Genomic DNA, 21,990 nt, shown 5'->3' with positions numbered 1-21,990 from the left:
TCGTTTGACCAAAGTCACAAACTCGATGCTGACGCGGTGGTGACCAGCTGGACCGCACCGGGGAACAACGTGCGCGAAAGGGCCCGATTTTTCGATTGACGTTTGTCAATATACGAACGCCGTTTCGACGGAAACTTCAAATGCTGAGCCGCTGAGCACAAAAGGCGCGATGCGGATCTCAGGCGCTTTGCATTCCATTCTTGATTGTGTTTGGAGATTAATCATGAAAGACGAAGAACTTCGCCGGAACGTCCTAGACGCACTGGAGTTCGATCCCCGCATCGATGCAACCGGCATCGGCGTTGCAGCGTCTCAGGGCGTTGTCACCCTAACAGGACACGTCGGCACCTACAGCGAAAAATACGATGCCGAGAAAGTCGCGGCGCATGTCAAAGGGGTCAAGGGCATTGCTCAGGACATCGAGGTTCGAACGGGATATGAGCAAGGGAACTCGGACGACGAACTAGCCAAGCGCGCGCTCAACAGCATAGGTTGGAACGTCTCCGTTCCCGACAATAAAGTACAGGTCAAAGTCCAACAGGGTTGGGTGACCTTGAGCGGAGAAGTCAGCTGGAACTTCCAACGCGCCGCGGCTGAGAGCGCCGTGCGACGGTTGTCGGGGGTAAAAGGGGTCGCAAATCTAATCAAGCTGGACGGCGGCGTGCAGATCAACGACGTCAAAGAACGAATCCAAAGGGCACTACAACGTAGCGCTGAATTGGAAGCCCATGATATTCAGGTAGCAGTACACGACAGAAAGGTCACGTTGACCGGCAGGGTACGGAGCTGGTCGGACCGGCACGCGGCTGAACAAGCGGCCTGGAGCACGCCCAGCGTGATAGGCGTCGAGGACAAGCTTGTAGTCAGCTAGTCGCGCCGCGCAGTCCAGCCTTCTCTGCCCTGATCTCGGGGCGGAGAAGCAGGCGGTCCCGAGTTCGGCCCGCGCCTTCTTCTGCGCGCCTTTCAAGGAATCAGGACTGCCGTTGCTTGGATACGACCCATGCGGACATCATCCAACGCCGCGTTCGCTTCTTCAAGAGGATATATGCGCACGTCGCATTGCACGTCGGAGGCGACGGCAACATCCATGAACTCCCGCCCATCGGCACGGGTCAGGTTAGCCACGGATACAAGCTGGCGCTCCTCCCATAGCAGTCGGTACGGAAAAGATGGAATATCCGACATGTGAATTCCGCCGCACACTACGCAACCTCCCTTGCGTACCGCTTTCAGCGCCACAGGGACGAGATCCCCAACTGGCGCGAAGATGATGGCGGCATCCAGCGGCTGCGGCGGTTCGCTGGCGCTGTCTCCCGCCCATGCGGCGCCAAGCGCAAGGGCATGCTGCTGCGCGGCCGCATCCCCTGCGCGCGTAAAGGCATAGACGCGCCGGCCCTGCCAGGCGCAGACTTTCGCCACTACCTGGCCCGCGGACCCGAATCCGTACACGCCGAGCAGCTGCGCCTGGCCCGCCGCACGCAGCGCCCGCCAGCCGATCAGCCCCGCGCACATCCAGGGCGCCATAGACACCGCGCTGCGGGTCCGCGGCACCGGGTATATGTAACGCGCATCCGCGATTAGATGCGAGGCAAAGCCTCCAGGCCGCGTATAGCCGGTGAATTCCGCGAAATCGCAGAGGTTTTCTTTCCCTGACAGACAATAGCTGCATTGGCCACAGGTCTTACCCAACCACGCCGCGCCGACGCGCAGCCCGACCATGCCCTGGTCGACACCAGAGCCCGCCTGCTCTATGACGCCTATCACCTCGTGCCCCGGCGTGACCGGATAGCGCAGGCCCGGCAGCTCACCATCCACCACGTGCAGATCGGTGCGGCAGACGGCGCACGCCTCGACCCTCAGCCTCACCTCGCCGCCGCCCGGCTCGGGCGTGGCGCCGTGCTCCAGGGTCAGGGGCTCGCCCGCGGCCCGTTGCACCATGCTTTTCATGGCGGGCGCCCTGGTCGGCCGCGGCGTCGGCCTAGCCGACCGCCAGCTTGTCCTGCACTTCGACCACACCGGGCACCGCCCAGGCCGCCCGCTCCGCGGCGCCACGTTCAACCCAGCTATTGACCCGGCCGCTCAGTACGACCTTATGGTCATGCACGCTGACTTCCACGCGGTTGGCCTCGACCAGCGCACTGCTCAGCAGCACTTCCTCGATCTTCCGCTTGATGTCGCCCGCGTGCACGGAGGGCGCCACTTCGATCAGGTTCGATACGCCAGTCACGCCTGAAAGCTTGTGGACCGCATGCGCCGCCGCTTCGCGTTGATAGAACCACTCGACGGAGCCATTCAACGTCACCCAGCCCTTGTGCACGGACACCTGGACCTTGCCATCGGGAATCGTCGAATCCCAGGCAATGATGCTGAGCGCCCGCGCGGCGATCTGGTCGTCCGCAAGCTGCTTGTCCGCAGCCATCCGCACCTCGATCTCCTGAGCGATTCCGCGGACCCCCTTGACGCGTTGAACCGCTTCCTCGGCGGCCAGTTTCTGCGCGAAAGTGCTGACATGCCCCGTCAACGTCACTACGCCGTTCTCCGCCACCACGCCTATATGCAGATTATTGACGCTGGGCTCGAATTCCAGCGCCCTCTGCACCCTGTCCCGCAGTTCCGCATCGATCATGATGCTCTCCTGAATGCTCGCGGTTGAACCAAGTCCAGCCCAATTCGGAATCGCCGAGCCCGGTTGCGGCCATATGATGATTCCCCATTCTTGGCCTGGGCCTCCAGGACATATTGATCCTTGCCCGCGGGCTCTCGTTGATTTTTGTCATGCAAATATGGGGGCCAAACCGCGGCGGCTGCCCGTCCCGGCTTAAGACGCCTCGCCTCGCGCCATTCTTGACAACGGTCAATATCCCAGGCGCGCCCCCTCCGATACTGAGTATCGTCCCCCCCACTACGCGGAGCTCCAGCATGTATCAGAAAATTCTTGTGCCCATAGACGGCGGTCCGACGTCCGAGCTGGGCCTGAAGGAAGCCATACGAATCGCGCGGGCCACGCGCGCCCGCCTACGCTTGATTCATGTCATCGATGAACTCTCGTTCGCCTTTACGGCCGACGCGTACAGCTACCGCGCGGGCGAGCTGCTGGACCTGGTTCGAAAGAACGGCGCAAAGGTGCTCGAAGCCGCGCTGGAGAAAGCCAAGGCAGCGGAGGTGGAAGCAGACACGGTGCTATATGAAAACCTCGACAGGACCGTTAAACAAAGGGTGCTGGACGAAGCCTTGTCGTGGAAGGCGGACTTGATCGTCATCGGCACGCATGGACGCCGGGGACCGAGCCGCCTGGTGCTGGGAAGCAGCGCCGAGGGCATCATGCGCGGCGCCGCCGTACCTGTGCTGCTGGTGCGCGCCCCCGAAGGCGGCGCGTAGGCCCCAGGGGCTCCTGTGCGCTTTCCGCAGGAAATCTGTGCGCGAGTGATGGCCGACCGTTATGCCGGGCCGGACGAGGTCTCGGCGAGGCAGATCTACTGGCGGATCGCTCGCGCCTTGTCCAAGGCCGAGCCTGCAGAGCAGCGCGCCGCCATCGCGCAAGCCTTTCTGCGGAACATGACGCTGGGCGCGATCGGCGCCGGCCGCATTATGGCCAACGCCGGCCGGGACATCCACGCGACCATGGTCAACTGTTTTGTGCAACCGGTAGGCGTCGGCGCACCCGGCCTGTCCTTCGAGGCGGGTCTGGATGAAGCCTGCAAGACACTCGCCATGGGCGGCGGAGTCGGCTATGACTTTTCGGCGCTGCCGCCATCGTCGGCAGACCCCATGGCCTATGGTTCCACGCCCGCGGTCTGCCCAGCCATTGACAGGTACGATTCGGCCTGCGCCCGCCTGGCGTTTCAAGGAAGTAGACGAGGCGCGCAGATGGCCGTGCTCGCCTGCAACCACCCCGACATCTTCGAATTCGTGCGTGCGAAACATGGCCGGACGCGCTGGACGACTTTCAATATTTCGGTCGCGGTTACCGGCGCGTTCCTCACCTCCGTCCAGCAAGACGGCGCATGGCCTTTGCTGCACCCTGCACAACCTGATTCGCGCGGTACTGCCAGGTTTGCTGTGAGGCGGCCCAACGGACTATGGCAGTATGGCCAAGTGTCGGCCCGAGCGCTTTGGACGGCAATCATCGAGCAGGCAGTACACAGTTCGGAGCCCGGTATCCTGTACATCGATACCATAAATCGGGCGAACAATCTGCGTGCAGTCGAAACCATACGGGCCACCAACCCATGTGGTGAACAGCCTCTTCCAGCGTACGGGTGTTGCGTGCTGGGTCCGATCAATCTCACTCGCCTGGTCAAACACCCGTTCGGCCTGGGAGGAAGGCCATCGTTGGATTTGACACGATTGGGTCAATTGGTTCGGACACAGGTACGCATGCTGGACAATGTGATTGATTTAACTGAGTGGCCGCTTCCCGCCCAAGCCGCGGAAGCGCGTTCCAAGCGTCGGGTCGGAATAGGAGTGACAGGCCTGGCGGACATGCTCGCCATGATGCAACTGTGTTATGACGGAGAACCCGGGCGATTGGCGGCAAGAGCCGTTGCACGCTGTATTCGCGACAATGCCTATGCGGCATCTGCCGCGCTGGCTGCGCGACGAGGACCTTTCCCCCTTTATCGCCCCAACGATTACCTGGCCCCCGACGCGATCGGCAGCGCACTCCCTGTGGGGGTCCGGCAAGCAATTGCTTCGCATGGCTTACGAAACAGCCACCTGGTTTCATTCGCACCTACCGGCAGCGTCAGCCTTGCCTTCGCGGATTGCTGTTCCAGCGGCATCGAACCCGCCTTCGACTGGACATATCGCCGTTCCCTTCAATTGCCAGACGACAACACAGCGGAAATGGTCGTGGAAAACCATGCATGGCGGCTTTGGAAGCACTCCCAGCCTCCCGGCTCCCCACTTCCGGAGTACTTCAGAAAAAGCGCGGATATCGCGCCGACAGACCACCTGCTCATGTTGGCGGGCATGCAACCGTTCGTAGATGCCGCCATCTCAAAATCCGTCCCTGTACCCAGCAATTATCGCACGGAGGATGCTCAAGAATTGTTCATGCTGGCTTGGAAAATGGGGTTAAAGGGCCTGACACTGTTCCGGCCAGATGCGCATTTGGCCGCGGTAATGACCTCTTCGACCAACGTATCAGCATCTGAATGTCCAACGCGTCGTCCCGATACCTGCGGCTAGCGCAGCCACGGGACTCCGTAGACGACGAGCTCGGTCACGCTCGAACCAGCAAAACCGGAACTGGAGAAGTTCTTAACACCCCTTCAGCGCTACTGCCGAGCATTGCGCGTTTGACGCCGCGCCGCCCATGTGTACCCATGACGATCAGGTCGGCGCACCACTCTCGCGCCGCCTCGATTATCCGCTCTTCCACTGGCAATCCCAGATCATCAACGAGGATCGTTTCAACGGGTACTCCAGCCGCTGTCGCCTGCGCGCGCGCCTGGTCCAGAAGCTTCTCGCCGCCCCGTCGCATGGTTTCGATCAGCTCACCTGTGTAGTACCCGGCATAGGGGTTGGCAGCGAGCGAGATTGATAAGTCATCCAACACATGAATAATTCGCAACGTCGCGTTTGATGCCTTTGCAATCTTTACGCCTTCGTCCAATGCACGGTTCGAAGCGTGGCTGCTGTCAACCGCAACAATTATGCGCGAGTACATGGTTTCTTCCGTAAGGTTGGCGTGTTGTTCAAAACCAGGACCGCACCCAGCTGCGTGCACTCGTCCGCCACGCTGCCGATCGCATATTTCAGGTCATTCTTGCGGGACGGCTTTGTTAACTTGTTGCTGCAGCATTTGCTCCATCATCCGCTGTTGCATGCCCATATATTGGTCGCGCATGTACTGTCGTTCCCGTAGTTGCTCGGGATTTAGGTCGAAGTAGTTTCCTCGCATGGCGTGCCAGCCCATCATTGGCCCTCCCCTATGGTGATGCCCGCCGTCTTCCTGCGCACAACAGCCAATCATCCCGTCGATCCACATTTGCCTCATCATACCCATCGTGTTCTGCATTAATTCTCGATGCTCGAGCAAGAGCTTCTGTCGCTCAGCTGGGTCACTAGCCTTCTGTAGCTCGTCCATTTGTTTCTGCATTTTTTCCAAGTTTTCCCTCACATCCGCCGCCCTCTTATCGAATTTCTCAACATCGTCAGAAAGAGGTGCTGCCTCAGGCGACAGCGCTGGTTTGTCGGTTGGCGAAGCAGCGGGTGCCATAATCGGAATCAGCAAGGCAAGTAACGCGACTACGCCCATCTTTCGGATCTTCATGATCAATCTCCACAAGTTTCAAGTCGCAATGCTCAAAACGGGCTGAACGGCAATGTGGGGCCAGCATAGATCTACCCAGATCCTTCAAATTGATAATCGTCAACATACCCAACAGTGGTTCGCTGTGCTCACCGTTGCTGGCACATGAGGAGGGAACCTGTGCTCAATACTCCGATAGTCTGAAGAAGATCGATTCAGCCGCCCGTGGCTGCCATGGATTCTTGAAGACAAGACCTTGCCGAAAACGTGCGTTGATCTCGAGCTCAGCGCCGGTCCCAATCGTTCAAGGTCCAAGGCGCTGAGGACGACCTAGTCATCTGGACGGCCGCTGCTCGGGAGGCTCGTCAATTCCGAAACAGGCATGACGGAGGCGGCGCATTTTTTTGGGCATCGTCTCCCTGGGGAAGCCAATGCTGCCGTGGCGGCTTGATGAGGCGCGCCGATTCTCGTCAAGTCACTCCACGGCAACCGCTTACTGAGCTTCTTTCAGAAGAGTTCTGGCTTCCTCTCGACGACCATCATCGGCCACTTCCCGCCCTGGGCGAGGTGGGGCTTTCAATGCCTTCTGCAGGTAAGGAATCGCTTCGGCCTTGCGATTGCGGTAAACCAGATAGTCCGCATAAAAGTAATTGGGGTCGATTCCATCCGGGTTGATGGACAACGCCTGTGTCAGCAACGCCTCAGCCTTCTTGTTATCGCCGAACCCCACCGGCCAACCAGGCACCTTGTAATACAACACGCCCAGACTGTTCAGCGCGGACCCGTCCAACGCCTTGCTGTCAATTTGAATGGCGATTTCGTACTCGGCCTTTGCCTGCTTCGCCAGGCTCAGGGCGCCCATTCCTCCTTTGGCCCCGGCCCACGAACTCAGAATGATGCCTTCCCAGATATGCGGTTCGGCCTTGTTGCGATAACGCTCGGTCAGGTCGTGAGCATCTTTAGACAAGGCCTCGAACCGCTGCACCCGCTCATGGGCGGGGGTCTTGTACTGAATAACCGCCCACTCATTTTGCAGCACACGTATGCCCTGGTCGAGATCAGTGGGGGCCGCCACAGCGAACGTGGAGAAAAAGCACGCCATGCCCGCCAGCGCACCAGCGGCCGCATTACGCAAACCAAGATTCTGTTTCATGACGAGGCTCCATTAGGGAACTTTAAAGACTTCAACGCGCGGCGGTGCTTCGCAAACGCGCCATCCAACCATTCAGGAAAAAGGCCATTCAATCGCGCCGCGATCGCTTCGAAACCGCCTGCGTAGCGTTGAGTCGATCCGCTCTGCAGCAGGCGCGATACGCCCTGCGCAATCTTCTCCGGGCTATCACTGGCGGAATGCGTCTCTTCATTGAACGCCTGGACCTCTGGGGAATTGAACGGCGTGTCAATGGCCCGGGGCGCGTAGTACTGCACTCGCACACAAGAGTCCGCAAGCTCTCGCCGCAAGGCCTCGGAGTAGATCCGCAGCGCGGCCTTGCTCGCGGCATAGGCGGAAAATCCTGGCACGCCAAGACTTCCCAAGGTGGATCCGATATTGAGCACTTGGGCGCGCGGTCGAGTCAGCAGCATCGGCAACATTCCCGCCGTCAGCATCATGGGCGCCACGACGTTCGTTTCCATCAGGCGGCGCGCCGCTTCGGATTGCAGGGCCTGCGCCGGCCCGAACGCGGCAACCGCCGCGTTGTTGATCAGCACGTTTGCGTTTCTCGCGCCGGCGGCATCGATGACAGCGGCGCGGCCCGCATCGGTGGTCACGTCCACCACCAGTGCGTCCACGCGTGAGCGGTCGCGTGCCCCGACGCTCAGCGACCGCGCCAGCGTCAGAAGTGGAGCTTCGCTGCGTCCAACCAGCAGCAGACATGCACCTTCTTCGAATAGTCTGCGCGCGATTGCGCTGCCCAAGCCGCCTGCGGCGCCCGTCAAAACGACAGAGGCATCACGTGGGCTCATGCGGCCTCCCCGCTTGGCAGGCTGCGCGGCAATGCACGGAAGATCTCGCCATAGAGTCCGTAGAACATGTTTGCGGCGTGACACACCGCAGCGCGGTCGTCGGCGCCCTCCAGACAATTCATCAGCTCGGCGAAGTGCGCGGTGTGCTCCTGGTCGAGCGTTCCGTGAGACCGCAGATAACTGAAGGCGGTCGAGGGCAGCGCCAACGCGCGCTGGATCTGGTCGGCGGCATTTAAGGCCAGCGTGACGCTGGTGCCTTCAAGCACATGCACCATACCGAAGAATCCAATCGGGTTCTTGCGGGCAATGGTGTCATAGGCATAGGCCACCATGATCTCGGTGGCCGCGCCAGGGCCAGCGCGGCGGACCTCTTCCGTATCCACTCCCAATGCGCGCAAGTCATTGAGTATCCAGGCGTCGTGCCCGGTTTCTTCCTCGATGTATTCGTCAATCGCCTCCTGCATCCAGTGCAGGCGAGCGGGCATGCGCGCACGACAGGCTTGCATCAGAGGCACGGTATGGCTGACATGGTTATAGGCCTCGCGCAGGAATGCTATGTATGCGGGCAGCGCAACTTGGCCGCGTAGACAGTCCTGGATGATAGGCGCGGCCAACAGCGACTCGCGGGCTTCGCGGGTCTGATCAAGCAACTGTTCGAAAAAAGTCATGATGGGTCTACATCTTCTGTTGAGCGGAAATCCGCGAAAAAGAGATCGAAATGCAGCTTGGCAACTGCCTCGCGGCGCGGGCGCCCATTGACCGTCGCCAGGCCGCTCGTCGAAGAGAATTCGGCGCGGGCGCGCATCCAGGGTCCGATCCGGGCGTAGTCGGGCAAGCCATTGTTGGCCTCGTCGATACAAGCCTGGATATCGCTGTCGTTCGGATCGCCCAACGGCCAGATCACCGCGCCTAATTCCGCCTGGCCTTCACCCAATACGACAGCTTGGGTAATGACGCGCTGGTTCGCCAGCCGAAGTTCGACCCATTCGGGCGACACATTTCGTCCGTATCCCGTGATCAGCACATTCTTCTTGCGCCCACGGATATGGAGAAACCCGGCTTCGTCCACGCCGCCCATATCGCCCGTCGGCAGCCATGCCGAAGGAGTGGCAGGTTGGCCCAGGTACCCCAATGCATGAGTGCCGGCTACCTCGATTTCGCCGTCGGCAGCCACGCGCACACACGCATGAGGCAATGGCCGGCCCGCCGAGCCGGGGCAGTCCGCGCCGGGCAGGTTCAAGGTTTGCACGGAGCAGGCTTCGGACAGACCATAGCCTTCATAGGCGGGAACCCCGCTTGCGCGGGCACTTTCCAGCAGGTCAGCCCCTACCGCCGCGCCGCCCACTGCGACAAAGCGCAACGTGTCAGGTCCCGTGGCCGCTGTCGCCGCCAGCCAGCCCATATAGGCGCGCAGCATCTGCGGCAGGACAATGACACTCTGCGCGCCCGATGCAAGGAGCGCGTTGTGGAAAGCAGCCGGATCAAATCGCGATGACCCGTGGAGTCCGACATCTTTCAAGGGGTTCGCGCAAATCGTGGCGCCCTCGATCAGCGGCGCATAGACGCCGGCGATGTTCTCAAGCAGAACCGGCAGTGGCAGCGCCGTGAGGTGACGACGGATATCAAGGCGTCGCGTGGCTGCAGCCAGGCTGTCCGCCACCGCCAGCATCTCGGCGGCGCCCAGGCACACGCCTTTGGGGCTACCCGTCGATCCGGAGGTGAAGGTGATCTTCGCCGTGCCCCTGGGCAACGACACACTTGCGGCACTTCGCCAGAACATGGCGGCCTGCCCAGGCCATTGCGCCGCAACCTCAAAACCGAATGCCTGCAGCATGGATTGCAGCGTGGTCGGCCCGACGACGATGTTCACGCCCGCCGCGTCCAGCGTTTCACGCCACTGCCCAGGCGTGAAAAACAGTGGCAACGGCACATGAACCACGTCGGCCTGCAGGCAGGCCAGATCCAGGACGATCCATTCAGGGCCGTTATCCATCAACGAAGCGACCACGCTTGCACGATGTGCCGTCAACGCACTGGTTAGTCTCTCCACCCTTTGCAGCAGCGTGGCATAGTCCAGCGACTCGGCCGACGACTGCACCGCCAGCGCGCGCGAGCGCACCGGCTCTCGCAACAGGGTAAAAAAGTCGAATGCGTTCATGAGCGCGTCTCCGGCAGACGATCAAGAATGACACTGAGCCTCCCAGCGAACACCGTCGGCGCATGCTCGTAATAGCTTCCCCAGTCCATGCGCTCCTGCTCGTTCAAATGACTCGATGTGGCGGCCGAAATCGGCTGATGGGCCAACCCCATCCTGCTGAACAGATGGTGCAACTCAATGGTGAGCGTGCTCACCGCCCAGTCGAACCCCTCGCCCTGCAGATGCTGGGCGAGCAGAGGCACAAGCAACCTGCCGCCGCCCGGCCGGGCGGCGGCGAACTGCCCGGCCTCGACGATGAGGCGGCGCGCCACACGCGCACCCTGATCACTCAAGTACTGCTCGATCGGCGCGGCCAGATACCGCTCCAGGAACAGCGGATCATCCGCGCTGCGATAGCCTGCCGCCGCCAGGATTTCCCCGTCTTTCTGCACGCTTACCAGGGTAGGCAGCCACTCTTTCAGCGTGGCGCCGAAACGCTGCTGGTACCGTTGGTGAATGTAGGATTCGATGCGCGCGCGCATGGGATCCTCCATGGGATGGATATGCAGCGTTGCAGGCAGATCCCGAGGCCGTGGGGCCATCGCCGCCCAAGGGGACGACGTGAAACTTTTTTTTTGCGGCATGCCGGCTTCCATACTGGGGAGAACGTTTTCTCGATACGATGGAGCGCAGCTTAGGCATCGAACCTTAATGAGAAATTAACCAGCAGCGCGGTGGTAATCTCAGCCATACACGGCGAGAAGGCGATAAATGAGAATTCTCATCATTGAAGACGACCCACTCATCGGCGATGGCCTTAAATCCGGCCTGCGGCTATTGGGCTATGCCGTGGATTGGTTTCCCAACAGCAGGGAAGGCGACCAAGCGATGGGCGTCGTGCATTACGATGCCGTCGTGCTCGATCTTGGCCTGCCCGGTGAAGACGGCGTAACGTTACTCAACCGCTGGCGCCATGCCGGGCGCACCGTGCCGGTTGTCATCCTGACAGCGCGCGAAGCCGTCGCGAGCCGTATTGCGGGGTTGGATGCGGGCGCCGACGACTACCTCATCAAGCCCATCACCCTGGACGAGCTGGCGGCCCGCCTCCGGGCCGTGACGCGACGCGTGGCAGGCAAGCCCGAGCCCGTCTGGCGTCACGGCGACCTTGAATACCATCCGGCCTTGCACGAAGTGCATTGGAAAGGCCAGAAGGTCGACCTCACGACACGGGAAGCCCTGCTGCTCGAGCTCTTCCTCACGCACCCAAACCGCGTGCTCACGCGAGACTTCATTCGCGACAAGCTTTATGACTGGGATGCCGAGCTCGAGAGCAATGCGTTGGAGGTTTTCGTCCATCACCTGCGCAAGAAGATCCATCCCAAGATCGTGCGCACAGTGCGCGGTTCGGGTTACGCCTTGGGCCAGGTGGAAGGCGACTCATGACACTGCAGCGCAGGCTTATCGTTGCCGTATTGCTGGCAGCGCCCATCGCTTGGTTGATCACCATTGGCGGCACGTATTGGCGCGCCGCGCATGAAATCAACGAACTCTACGACACTGACATGGTCCGGCTGGCCCAGCAGACCCTTGCCATCTCCACACTGATCCCCCCTTCTGACGCGGCGCAACCGACGCCTGCGCAATTGCCGTCGTCGGCGGATTCGGGCGACGCGGGCCTCGGCGATCTGTCGGTGGCCATTTGGCGCGGCTCTGGCGCTCCGCTGGTGTTGGACCCCGAAGCCATCCAGTTTCCCCGTGACGGCGACCGCGAAGGGTTCGCCGATAGTGTTGTCAACGGTGAACCGTGGCGGCTCGTCTACCTGAACGATCCGTCCGGCCACACTCGGGTGGCCGTCGGACAGCGCATCGGTGAACGCAACGATTTGGTCATTGCCTACGTCGCTGGTCAAATTCTGCCGTGGCTGTTGGGACTGCCGGTACTGATCGCGCTGCTGATCTACGCCGTGCGCAAGGCGATGCACCCGATTCGCAGGCTGTCCGCCGCGCTGGAGCGGCGCAGCCCGGACGACGCCACGCCGTTACCGGTATCCGACGTCCCAGGCGAACTCAAACCGCTGATGGCTGCAATGAACGGATTATTGGCCCGAGTCGGAACGCTGATCGAGCAAGAGCGACGACTGACGGCGGATGCCGCCCATGAACTGCGCACGCCGCTGGCTGCCGTTCGCGCGCAGTGGGACGTCATGCAACGCACGCATGACCCGGACGAGCTGCGCCAAGCGCAGGCAAGCGTTACCCGAGGAATGGAACGCCTCGACCGCCTGGTGTCACAGTTACTGACGATGGCCCGCCTGGACAACGCCGATCACACCGACTTCGGCGGGTCCGTGGATTGGCGCTCCGCGGCGGAGCAGGCGGTGAGCGATTGTCTTTGGATCGCCAACCGACGGGATGTCGACATTGCCGTGGAATGGCCGGCGCCGGGTCAGCTGCCTATGCCCATGGCCGGGGACAAAGACGCTCTGGTCATTATGCTGAAGAACATCCTGGACAATGCGATCCGTTATGGCCCGCGGCATGGCCGGGTGCGTTTGTCGTTCTCACCCTCGCTCATCACGGTCGATGATCAAGGGCCGGGTGTCTCACCCGAACTGCTGCCTCGCCTGGGGGATAGGTTTCTGCGGGCCGCCGGAAATGAGGAGGCAGGTAGCGGTCTGGGGGTATCCATCGCGCGCCGCATCGCCCATACGCATGGGCTGAATATCACTTTCGCGATGCGCAAAGACGCCAGCGATCTCGGCCCTGGGTTGCGCGTGACGTTATGCCGTGCGGCCACTGGCTAGTATCACCAAATTCTGCCATCGCGGCCAGTTTTCGTTCCATAACATCCAGGTCGTCGTAGGTTGCAAGTCGGAGGTTAAGCCAACTCTAGGTAGTCGACGTGTATCGCGCACGCGGCCGCTTTCGGCCAGAAATGGGCTTCGATGAAGCTCCGCGGATCGTCCGCTCAGGAAGCGGTTTGCAGCCTACCACTTCTCGCTATGGCAGGAAAAATGCCGGACGGCTTGGAGTGACTACGTCAAATTAAACGAATGCAGGTTTGTCGCTGTCAGTATTGGGCTTGTTCACGCCCACGTTGGCCCTTACCAAGGTATCGGGAGACTCAATTAACTTTGTCGCCAACGATGCCACACTCTTGCGCGACACTTCGGTGCCCTTGAAAAGCTCGTCCCGGCCAGTGATCTCGTAGTCGACTTCGTCCTCGTCTTGGAGCCACGCGGCCCGCAGGACGGTGTAGTTCACATCAGAGGCTTCGATCAGATCCGCTGACCTACGGTACGGGGCCAGGTACTGGCCGATCTCCTGACGATTCCACTCGCCGAACTGACCTGGCACTTCGTCGTAGATGCCCAGCGAGTTCACGAAGATCAGTCGCTTGACGTTCTTGGACTTCATCACCGCCAGAATGTGCGCGGTCTGCGCGTCTATGTCGCCAGCGAGATTGGCATAGACCACGTCCTGCCCTTCCATGAGTTGAGGTAGCAGCTTCTTGTCCATCACATCGCCGATAGCGATTCTGGCGTTGGCGGGCTCGGTGCTGGTCAGCTTCCTGGGATCGCGCACGAGCAGCGTCTGAGCTATATCCTTGTGTTCACCCAGCATCTGTACGACCCAACGAGCAATCTGGCCGCTGGCGCCCAGGATCAGTACTTTTGTCATGGACATGATTCCTTGTGTATGAATACGCCTCGCGGACCGGATGTCCGCTCGAGGCACTAGAACTGCGGAATTGGAAAGCCGCGAAGACCGTCAGGAGTCGCTCATATGTTTCCAGCGCCTGGGTTCTCGTCTACCATGAGTCAAGCCTGAACGTCAGTCGTGGGGTTAACCGTCGTGAATTCGTAGCCGTTTTCCTGCGCCTTGATGATCCGGCCAAAGGAAGGAATGCAGAAATGCGATCCCGCGATCAGCGTTCTCGTTCCCGCCAAGTGTGATAGCAATCGCTGACGTGTAGCGATAGACTGCGCCTGGCTGAAGTCCGCTACGGTAGCCCACTGCGGTCTGGCAATCTGGCATGGATGATGAAACGAATCGCCAGCGATGATGAAGTGCTCCTGACCTGTCCGGAACTCGATGGCGATGTGCCCGTTGGTGTGGACCGGCGTGGAAATTACGGAAATGCCGTCACCTAGGTCCACGTCAGGCTCAATGAGCTTCACAAGGCCGGCTTCGAAGACGGGCTGGATGGATTCGGCGATCCATGCGGCAAGAAGTTCATCCGCCTTACCCTGATCGATCGCCGAGTGGTATTCCAGGTAGTCCACCTGGGAAAAGTGGTAATTCGCGTTTGGAAAGGTGGGAAGCCATCGCCCGTTGCTGAGGTAAGTGTTCCATCCCACATGGTCCACATGAAGATGGGTACAAATGACGTCTGTCACGGAATGCCGATCGACTTGGGCATCCGCCAGCGTTTCAAGAAAATCGGTCTGCATGTGGTCCCAGGCATCAACTCCAGGTACACGTTTGTCATTACCTATGCAGGTATCGACAACGAAGATGCGTGATTCGGTCTTGATAATGAAACACTGGGAAATAGCGTTCAGACTGAAATCGTCATTGCGATAGGGGAGCTTGAGCCAACCTATCGAGCGTATGTTTTCGGCCAGCGCCGTGTCCGGCAGCAGCTTACCCAAGTACTGGCCAATCTCGGCCTAGACGATCTGAATCACTTCGGCATCACCGATCCGCGTGCGCACAACTTTGAGTGCCATATGGATTTTCCTAATGAAATGAGAGATTCAAACCAGCCACTTCCCAGTGATGGATCAGCAGATCACTGATTCGCGATTGACAAGTTTTCTTTGTAAAAAGGAATCAGCTTGGCCAGCGCTTGGCCCCGAGGTTCTGGTTTGTCATAGAGGTCGTAGTGCGACCAGCCTTCGACAACCACAAGTTCCTTCTTCTTCGAGGCGGCGCGGCCGATGATCTCGCAGCCGTCGCGGTAGGCGCCAAAGGCCCCGACCTGATCGCCCACCACCACCATCAGCGGCTGCGTCAGCAAAGTCTCGCAGAGGTGGAAGGCGTCCCAGCCGATGGCGGCGGCCTGGTGCGAGAACAGCGCGCGGTTCAAGCCGTTGGGCGCGCGGCCACGATCGCTGCGGTAGTACTCGGTGGCGCCCAGCACGTCAATTTCCTTGATACCCGCTTCCTTGGCAGCCTCGGGCGATGGCGGCAGCAGGTCGTCCACGCGCAGCGCAGCCCCTCGGGCCTCTGCCGTGCGCTGCTTGGCCATGGCCTCCAGCGCACCGATCGGGTCGAAGCCGCTGAAGCCTTCGCGCATCAGGCGGCCATAGTTGGCACCCGTGACGGTGCCCACCGCCTTGATCCGGCGCTCGGTCATGGCGGCATTGATGGAATAGCCGCCGCCTCCACAAATGCCCAGCACGCCGATGCGTTCTTCGTCCACATAGGGCAGCGATACCAGGTAGTCGCACACCACGCGAAAGTCCTCGACGCGCAGCGTGGGATCTTCGGTAAAACGCGGTTCGCCGCCGCTGGCGCCCTGGAAGCTGGCATCGAAGGCGATGACGACGAAACCTTCCTTGGCCAGGGCCTCGCCGTAGACATTGCCCGAGGTCTGCTCCTTGCAGCTTCCTATAGGATGGGCACTGATGATCGCCGGGTACTTCCTGCTTTTGTCGAAATCCGGCGGGAAGTACAGGTCCGCCGCAATGTCCCAGTAGGTGTGCTTGATCTTGACGCTTTGCATGATGCGCTCCTTGTGGCCGCTGAGTAGGATTTGGCGGGCCACTTCTCTTTAGGTGGTACACCCAAGCCCGATGGACGCACTGTACGCCCTACATTTGGTTAGCCATAGCCCTCAATCCGAACTACAGTAGTATTTTCAAATTGACAATGAGTGCCGTATGGACCCGTCACTGCTTCCCTCCCTGGCCTGGTTCGCCCACGTGGCGCACCACCGCAGCTTCACCAAGGCGGCGGCCGAGATGGGGGTCTCGCGCGCCAATTTGTCGCAGAACGTGAAGGCGCTGGAGCGCCGCTTAAACGTCAAACTGCTATACCGCACGACGCGGGACATGTCGCTTACCGAAGAAGGCCAGCGTCTCTATGACGTGTGGTATCCGGCATTGATCGCCGTGGAGCGCACGGTGCGCTCCATGCACGACATGCGCGACGAGCCCTCCGGGCTGGTGCGTGTGAACACCTCGCGCGTGGCGGCCAAAACTCTGCTGGAGCCCCATCTGCAGGAGTTCTGTACACGCCACCCCAAGCTCCAACTGGAACTAGTCATGGACGACGCGCTGGCCAACATCGTGGCTGAAGGCTGCGATGCGGGCATACGCATAGGCGAGAGCCTGGCCGAACACATGGTGGCGGTGCCGATTTCGCCGGCGCTGGAAATGGCCGTCGTGGCCACGCCCGCATACTTCGAACAATATGGCGTGCCCGCCACACCGGCCGACCTGCCTCGACACAACTGCCTGCGTTTCAGACAGGCCGGCGGTGCAATCCATGGCTGGGAGTTCACCTCGCCCGAGGCGGGCGGACACACCTTCATGGTGGAGCCTCAGGGCCGCATCATCACTAACGACGACGACGGCATGATCCGTGCCGCGTTGCAAGGTGCTGGACTAATGCAGCACATCGACATTGCCGTGCAGCAACATCTGGAGACCGGTGCCCTGGTGCGCGTGCTGAGCACATGGAGCAAGCCCTTCGCGGGCTTCTATATCTATGCGCCGACTCGGGCACAGATGCCCGCCAAGGTACGCGCCGTGATCGATTTCCTGGTTGAGAAGCGCGAAAGCATTATGCCCGCCATCGGCAGCCGCCTTCCAGCAAGCAGAGGGAAGCCTGAGCGGTAATTTCCGGGTCTTTGTCAATCTGGATTGAATACTTTTGTGTAGTTTGAAAGCCTTGGTTCTCTGACACTCCGGCCTCAATTTGGAGGTCTTGAGACTTTGACTGGCGCCAGTCTTGCGCCAAGCCTTCTACATGACTTCTGAATACACCGATCTGTTTCGGCCCTTTGCCTTCCACAACGGTCTGACTCTACGCAACCGCGTGATCGCGAATCACACGAAGAGGCCTTTTGCGCTGGGCTATCGGATTTCGCCCGAGGAGCGCGAGGATGGTGGCTACCGCATGCCGGATATCTGCGCCCTGGTGGATGGGCTGATCGCCGAAAACATCGACTACCTGCATGTATCGCTCAATGACGTTTTGGGAGCTCGGCCTCTGGGTGCCGATACTCGCCTCACCGTGGAGCACATCATTGCACACGTAGATGAGCGAGTGCCTGTTCTGGCGGCGGGCATGCTGCGCACAGCCGCGCAGGCCCAGGCCGCGTTGGGCCTGGGCCTATCCCTCATTGCAGTGGGCAAAGGACTGGTGATGAATCCTGACTGGATGGCACTAGCTGAATCAGGATGTGGCGCGCAGATTCGCCAGGAATTGGACCTAAGTGAGCGCAAGGAGCTGTTGCTTCCCGAGGGCTTGTGGCAAGCTATAGAGGCCGCGCCAGGTTGGATTCCAACAATAGAGGTAGATCGTAAACCTACTAATGTCCCGAGCCGGTAGCACATTGACGTCCACGGCTGTCAGTTGCCAGCACAAGTGAGCAAAGTGGACATTGATCATTGCAATTCCGAAGGCAGCAATGAGTCGAGAGCGGCCAGACACGATTGGCGCCTTCCGCGACGGAGTTGCCGTTCGAATGTCGATGCGGCGCCAATCGCGAAGGTCGGGCGCTGGCCGAGAACGAACATAGTCGAGGCCAAGCAAGTCGCCGGCCGACATGCCGCATGGATCGGACGGCGCCGTCAAAAAGGCGAACTTCAAGCTCTCAACAAATCGGCACGCCTCCTACGATCGAAAAGGCGCACTTTATTCCTGCTGCTCAATCCCTGAGCGGCAGGAATAAAGTGCGCCTTTTTGGTTGAAGTTCGCCTTTCGGCTTTGGTGGGCAAGACCAGCTATTGATCGGACATCGTCTTCTCTTCTACGCAGACGGACGGCCTGCAGGGCGAACTTCGCGATAAGCGCGATTGAATCGGCGCAACAGCCTTGGCCCGCGGATTTGCGACATACCCGTACGGGCACTGTAAAAGAGACATGTACGCCGCGATGCACTGGGCTGTGAGTTGGAAATTGTCAGCGCAGAAAACGCCGTATTTTGTATTGATGGCACGGAGACGCTTGTGGCCAGCGCCCGCTCCTGGCCAGGAGCGAACATTTTGATAGCGCAGTTCGCGCTCGCATCTCTTCCAGCCTCGCTTGACAATCCTTGACTTTTGAACCCTGGCGATACATTGCGACACATCGTAGTATTTTCCAACACGCATCGTGCCACGCAGGCTGCGCGCCGAACTCTAGACAACGTGGCACCTCGGCTTGGCAGGCTCCTTTGAATCGGCAAATAGCCTCCGCGCCTGCACCGCCCAGCTCCATTTACTCGCCTGTTTATGCCTGCAACCCTGCTTGAATGGTCTGTGCCCGCGGCGATCCTGTTGTGCTCCATCGGACTGTGCGCAGCACGCTTCGCTGGCTTCAACACACTCCGCTGGGGCTATGCCCTTGGCTGCCTGGGCACTGGCTACGCCATCATGCTCGTGCAGGCGAGCGATCTATCCCCCTATAAACAAGCGGTCGAGGACGCTTTCATTCTGGGCGGCGTCATTTTGGCCTGTCGCGCGCTGCTGAGCCGTCGCCGCAGACAGACCTCTTGCCACATTGATATTGCGGTCCTGCTGGCCTCGACGGCAATGGTAATTGTCTCGGTCGCGCTGTTTTCCAGCGCAAAACTGGAAACGTTTTTCGTCCAGGCCTGTTGCGCGCTAGTGATCTGGCGGGCCACGTTTTCCTTTGCAAGACAGGTCGCAACTACGTCAGACAAGGTGCTCACCGCCGCGTTTCTCTTCATTGCCCTAGTGTTGACAGGTCAATGCGTCTTGTATATTTCCGCCCCGACACCTCCTCTCGCAATGGGAGAATGGAGAGTCTCCGTCTGGGGGACCTTGGTCCAATACACCGGGCTACTTGGGAGCATCGTTCTGACCTTCGCGGTCTTCATAGCGACGAGCTACGACGCCATAGAGAAGTATCGTCGCCAGGCCCATACAGACGCGTTGACGGGCCTGCTGAACCGGCAGGGGCTCGATAGTCTTCTCGCCTCCGATTCCGGCAGCCCCTTCTCGAACGGGGCGACGCCGACCGGGGTGATCATGGCCGATATCGACAATTTCAAACACATTAACGATGTTTTCGGCCACGCGTTTGGCGACATGGTGCTGGCGCGATTTGGCGCCCTGCTTCGGCCAGACGCGGACGCGCGCATTTTCGCTGCTCGGCTTGGAGGAGAAGAATTCCTGTTGCTGCTGCCCGGAGCAGATCTGGAGAGCGCGACCGCAATCGCCGAGGAGATCCGCGCAAATTTCGTCGCTCAGCGTTGGGCCCCGCACGCTCCCAATTCGCGTTTCACGGCCAGCATGGGGGTGACCCTGGAACAAGCGGGCGAACCTTTCGCCAGCGCGTTAAAGCGCGCAGACGACTTGCTTTACGCGGCGAAGCGACGAGGGCGGAACTGCACGGTTTCGGGTGAAGCGACAATCGACACCGTACATAACCTCTCCACGTTCAGCGACAAGGTGGGCAGAAAAAAAAGTTGTGCATAAACGTGAAGGGCCGCGGCGCGGCGGCAGCCATCCTCTGCTCCGGCACGCGGCCACGTTCTTTGATGCGGCTACAAGACCACTCTCCGACAGCCCGTTCCCGGGGGCAGAGTAAAATCCGCCTCCCATGCGCTTTTCCGACTTCGACCAACGCCTCGCCGCTCTCGGCGCCCTGCCCGTTCATCGGGGCCGGGTCGTGCGCGTCTGGCTGAAAGGGCAAGCGCTCGACGCCGGCACTCGACGGCGGAGCTCCCAGCATTTTCTGCCTCTCGCGCTACGCGACGCCGTACCCGCTTTGACGGCAGAACTGGACGGCCTTACCCGCATCCACTCCGAACACGCCGGCAGCGATGGCTCGCGCTTGCTCGTCGAGCTCGCCGACGGGCAGATGGTGGAAAGCGTGCTGTTGCCGCGCGACGGGCTCTGCGTATCCACCCAGGTCGGCTGCGCGGTCGGCTGCCGCTTCTGCATGACTGGCAAGAGCGGTCTGATCCGCCAGGTCACGAGCATGGAAATCCTCGCCCAAGTCGTGCTGGCGCGGCGTCTGCGCGCGGTGAAGAAAGTCGTCTTCATGGGCATGGGTGAACCGGCGCACAACCTCGACAACGTGCTCGAAGCCATCGACCTGCTCGGCACCGAAGGCAATATCGGCCACAAGAATCTCGTGTTCTCCACCGTGGGCGACCTGCGTGTGTTCGAAGCCCTGCCGCGACAACGCATCAAGCCCGCGCTGGCGCTATCGCTACACACAACCAAAGCCGAACTGCGCGAACACCTGCTGCCGCGCGCGCCGAAAATTTCGCCGGAAGAGCTGATCGAACTTGGCGAGCGATACGCTCGCGACACCAACTATCCGATCCAGTATCAATGGACGCTGCTCAAGGGCATCAACGACGGCGACGACGAACTCGATGCTGTCGCGCGTCTGCTCAAAGGAAAGTACGGCGTGCTCAACGTCATTCCCTTCAATAGCCTCGAAGGGAATGACTACCAGCGCCCCGATTCCGAGCGTATACGCGAGATCGTGCGCTATCTGCACGGCCGTGGAGTGCTGGCCAAGGTAAGGAATAGCGCCGGGCAGGATGTGGACGGCGGCTGTGGCCAGTTGCGCGCTCGCGCCGTTGGCGCAGGGCAGGTGGTCGAACTGCGCCGCAAGCGCACTGCAAAGCCGGAAGCCGCCTAGGGCACGACTATCCACCCACAGCCGGGAGCAACCTTTTCGAGAACACGGTAAAGGCCGATCCCCGCAACGTACATCCATCTTGAAGGCAATCGCGCAGAGCGAAGCCGTTCGCCCCAAAGACTCGTGTATCCTCCCCGAGGAAGTCGATGCGCAATTGGCTCAAACATGACTAGCAACGAAGGGATCCAGACGTCGGTCTATACCCGATGGCACCAGTTATCGGTGCCGTTGGCCTTCGCCTTGGCCGCGGGTAGTTTCATGCTGGTCGTGTTCAACCGCGGGCCGATGGGCCTGGCGGCCGTGCTGGCGGTGCTGGGGTTGCTCGTGCCGCCGCTGGTGGCGTTCAAGGGCTTTCCCACGCGCAATGCCGTCAAGGTGACGCCCGAGGGGCTGGAGTTTTCGCGCCGCGCTCCCATTCCCTTCGCCCAGCTGTCCAGCTGGTGCGTGGACGATTATCTCAAACTGGTCCGCCCCGGGCTGCCGACGTTGCTGATCAGCGCGGTGGACCTGCCCAGGCGTGAACGTCTGTTGCGCGAGTTCGAGCAGGCGTTGGCGGCGTGGCAACAGCGCCAGCCCGCCGGTACGCAGACAGCGCGCCGCACGCATTTCTATGGTTCCACCGGCGGGCGCCTGGTGGGCTTGTTGATCACCATTCTGGGGGTGGGTTCGGCGATCATGGCGCTGAGCTTGCGCGAAGCATCGATGTCGCTGGCCATCGTCGGCGGGCTGGGAGCGCTGTTCGGATTGACAATGCTGTTTGGCCGGCGGGACTGAATGACGCCGATCGGGCACGGGG

The 21,990-nt window shown here is 60.6% G+C and carries 22 protein-coding genes; 10 read left to right on the top strand and 12 right to left on the bottom strand.

From position 1 onward, the window contains the following. Window positions 1–223: 223 nt before the first annotated feature. A complete protein-coding gene (locus tag AGI3411_RS09470; protein WP_129527124.1) occupies window positions 224–871 on the top strand; it encodes a BON domain-containing protein in 648 nt (215 codons plus the stop codon). A gap of 92 nt (window positions 872–963) precedes the next feature. On the opposite strand, the gene AGI3411_RS09465 is transcribed toward AGI3411_RS09470, so the two are convergent. Both AGI3411_RS09465 and AGI3411_RS09460 read right to left on the bottom strand, forming a co-directional pair. Next, window positions 964–1,947, bottom strand: a complete 984-nt coding sequence (locus AGI3411_RS09465; RefSeq protein WP_129527123.1) for a zinc-binding alcohol dehydrogenase family protein — start codon at window positions 1,945–1,947, stop codon at window positions 964–966. Between the two features lie 31 nt (window positions 1,948–1,978). Then, window positions 1,979–2,626, bottom strand: a complete 648-nt coding sequence (locus tag AGI3411_RS09460; RefSeq protein WP_129527122.1) for a BON domain-containing protein — start codon at window positions 2,624–2,626, stop codon at window positions 1,979–1,981. 293 nt (window positions 2,627–2,919) lie between these two features. Here AGI3411_RS09460 and AGI3411_RS09455 point away from each other — a divergent pair, with 293 nt between their 5' ends. Next, window positions 2,920–3,378, top strand: a complete 459-nt coding sequence (locus AGI3411_RS09455; protein ID WP_129527121.1) for a universal stress protein — start codon at window positions 2,920–2,922, stop codon at window positions 3,376–3,378. A 15-nt stretch (window positions 3,379–3,393) separates the two neighbouring features. Further along, complete coding sequence (locus AGI3411_RS09450; protein WP_341867907.1) at window positions 3,394–5,190, top strand: adenosylcobalamin-dependent ribonucleoside-diphosphate reductase; 1,797 nt, start codon at window positions 3,394–3,396, stop codon at window positions 5,188–5,190. A 34-nt stretch (window positions 5,191–5,224) separates the two neighbouring features. On the opposite strand, the gene AGI3411_RS09445 is transcribed toward AGI3411_RS09450, so the two are convergent. The 7 genes from AGI3411_RS09445 to AGI3411_RS09415 all read right to left on the bottom strand — a co-directional run bounded on the left by AGI3411_RS09445 (window position 5,225) and on the right by AGI3411_RS09415 (window position 10,900). Further along, window positions 5,225–5,671 carry a universal stress protein gene (locus AGI3411_RS09445; RefSeq protein WP_129527119.1) on the bottom strand — a complete coding sequence of 149 codons (447 nt, stop codon included), beginning with the start codon at window positions 5,669–5,671 and terminating at the stop codon, window positions 5,225–5,227. 93 nt (window positions 5,672–5,764) lie between these two features. After that, entirely contained in the window at window positions 5,765–6,277 is a 513-nt protein-coding gene (locus tag AGI3411_RS09440; protein WP_129527118.1) for a hypothetical protein, read from the bottom strand. Between the two features lie 472 nt (window positions 6,278–6,749). Further along, window positions 6,750–7,409, bottom strand: coding sequence for a tetratricopeptide repeat protein (locus AGI3411_RS09435; RefSeq protein WP_425265329.1), 660 nt, complete (start codon window positions 7,407–7,409; stop codon window positions 6,750–6,752). Continuing rightward, window positions 7,406–8,221 (bottom strand): SDR family oxidoreductase, encoded by an 816-nt coding sequence (locus AGI3411_RS09430; RefSeq protein ID WP_129527117.1) that lies wholly within the window; start codon window positions 8,219–8,221, stop codon window positions 7,406–7,408. Before AGI3411_RS09430 ends, AGI3411_RS09435 begins: the two co-directional genes overlap by 4 nt. Next, window positions 8,218–8,889, bottom strand: coding sequence for an iron-containing redox enzyme family protein (locus tag AGI3411_RS09425; RefSeq protein WP_129527116.1), 672 nt, complete (start codon window positions 8,887–8,889; stop codon window positions 8,218–8,220). The genes AGI3411_RS09430 and AGI3411_RS09425 overlap by 4 nt, the downstream gene beginning before the upstream one ends. After that, window positions 8,886–10,379, bottom strand: coding sequence for an AMP-binding protein (locus AGI3411_RS09420; RefSeq protein ID WP_129527115.1), 1,494 nt, complete (start codon window positions 10,377–10,379; stop codon window positions 8,886–8,888). The genes AGI3411_RS09425 and AGI3411_RS09420 overlap by 4 nt, the downstream gene beginning before the upstream one ends. Next, window positions 10,376–10,900, bottom strand: coding sequence for a thermostable hemolysin (locus tag AGI3411_RS09415; protein ID WP_244240303.1), 525 nt, complete (start codon window positions 10,898–10,900; stop codon window positions 10,376–10,378). The genes AGI3411_RS09420 and AGI3411_RS09415 overlap by 4 nt, the downstream gene beginning before the upstream one ends. A 229-nt stretch (window positions 10,901–11,129) precedes the next feature. Between AGI3411_RS09415 and AGI3411_RS09410 the strand changes: the two genes are divergently transcribed. Together AGI3411_RS09410 and AGI3411_RS09405 are read left to right on the top strand one after the other, a co-directional pair. After that, window positions 11,130–11,801 carry a response regulator gene (locus AGI3411_RS09410; protein ID WP_129527114.1) on the top strand — a complete coding sequence of 224 codons (672 nt, stop codon included), beginning with the start codon at window positions 11,130–11,132 and terminating at the stop codon, window positions 11,799–11,801. Continuing rightward, window positions 11,798–13,162, top strand: a complete 1,365-nt coding sequence (locus tag AGI3411_RS09405; protein WP_129527113.1) for an ATP-binding protein — start codon at window positions 11,798–11,800, stop codon at window positions 13,160–13,162. Before AGI3411_RS09410 ends, AGI3411_RS09405 begins: the two co-directional genes overlap by 4 nt. A 241-nt stretch (window positions 13,163–13,403) precedes the next feature. Here AGI3411_RS09405 and AGI3411_RS09400 read toward each other — a convergent pair whose 3' ends face one another. From AGI3411_RS09400 to AGI3411_RS09390, 3 genes are all read right to left on the bottom strand, one after another. Further along, the gene (locus AGI3411_RS09400; protein WP_129527112.1) at window positions 13,404–14,039 is read right to left on the bottom strand and encodes an SDR family oxidoreductase; all 636 of its coding nucleotides are present in this window, start codon (window positions 14,037–14,039) and stop codon (window positions 13,404–13,406) included. Window positions 14,040–14,179: 140 nt separating this feature from the next. After that, window positions 14,180–15,013, bottom strand: a complete 834-nt coding sequence (locus tag AGI3411_RS09395) for an MBL fold metallo-hydrolase (protein ID WP_165359121.1) — start codon at window positions 15,011–15,013, stop codon at window positions 14,180–14,182. Between the two features lie 140 nt (window positions 15,014–15,153). Next, a complete protein-coding gene (locus AGI3411_RS09390; protein ID WP_129527110.1) occupies window positions 15,154–16,089 on the bottom strand; it encodes an alpha/beta hydrolase in 936 nt (311 codons plus the stop codon). Window positions 16,090–16,246: 157 nt separating this feature from the next. Here AGI3411_RS09390 and AGI3411_RS09385 point away from each other — a divergent pair, with 157 nt between their 5' ends. From AGI3411_RS09385 to AGI3411_RS09365, 5 genes are all read left to right on the top strand, one after another. Then, window positions 16,247–17,206 carry a LysR family transcriptional regulator gene (locus AGI3411_RS09385; RefSeq protein ID WP_129527109.1) on the top strand — a complete coding sequence of 320 codons (960 nt, stop codon included), beginning with the start codon at window positions 16,247–16,249 and terminating at the stop codon, window positions 17,204–17,206. A gap of 112 nt (window positions 17,207–17,318) precedes the next feature. Continuing rightward, window positions 17,319–17,921, top strand: coding sequence for a beta/alpha barrel domain-containing protein (locus AGI3411_RS09380; RefSeq protein WP_129527108.1), 603 nt, complete (start codon window positions 17,319–17,321; stop codon window positions 17,919–17,921). Window positions 17,922–18,805: 884 nt separating this feature from the next. Continuing rightward, a complete protein-coding gene (locus tag AGI3411_RS09375; RefSeq protein WP_129527107.1) occupies window positions 18,806–20,014 on the top strand; it encodes a GGDEF domain-containing protein in 1,209 nt (402 codons plus the stop codon). A 124-nt stretch (window positions 20,015–20,138) separates the two neighbouring features. Further along, the gene (locus AGI3411_RS09370) at window positions 20,139–21,194 is read left to right on the top strand and encodes an RNA methyltransferase (protein ID WP_129527106.1); all 1,056 of its coding nucleotides are present in this window, start codon (window positions 20,139–20,141) and stop codon (window positions 21,192–21,194) included. 165 nt (window positions 21,195–21,359) lie between these two features. Next, window positions 21,360–21,968: a hypothetical protein gene (locus AGI3411_RS09365; RefSeq protein WP_129527105.1), complete on the top strand. Its 609-nt coding sequence runs from the start codon at window positions 21,360–21,362 to the stop codon at window positions 21,966–21,968. The last annotated feature ends 22 nt before the right edge of the window (window positions 21,969–21,990 follow it).

The sequence above is a fragment of the Achromobacter agilis genome (genome assembly GCF_900496965.1).
In the GTDB taxonomy this organism is placed as follows: Bacteria; Pseudomonadota; Gammaproteobacteria; order Burkholderiales; family Burkholderiaceae_B; genus Achromobacter; species Achromobacter agilis.
This window is presented reverse-complemented; position numbering and strand designations above follow the sequence as displayed.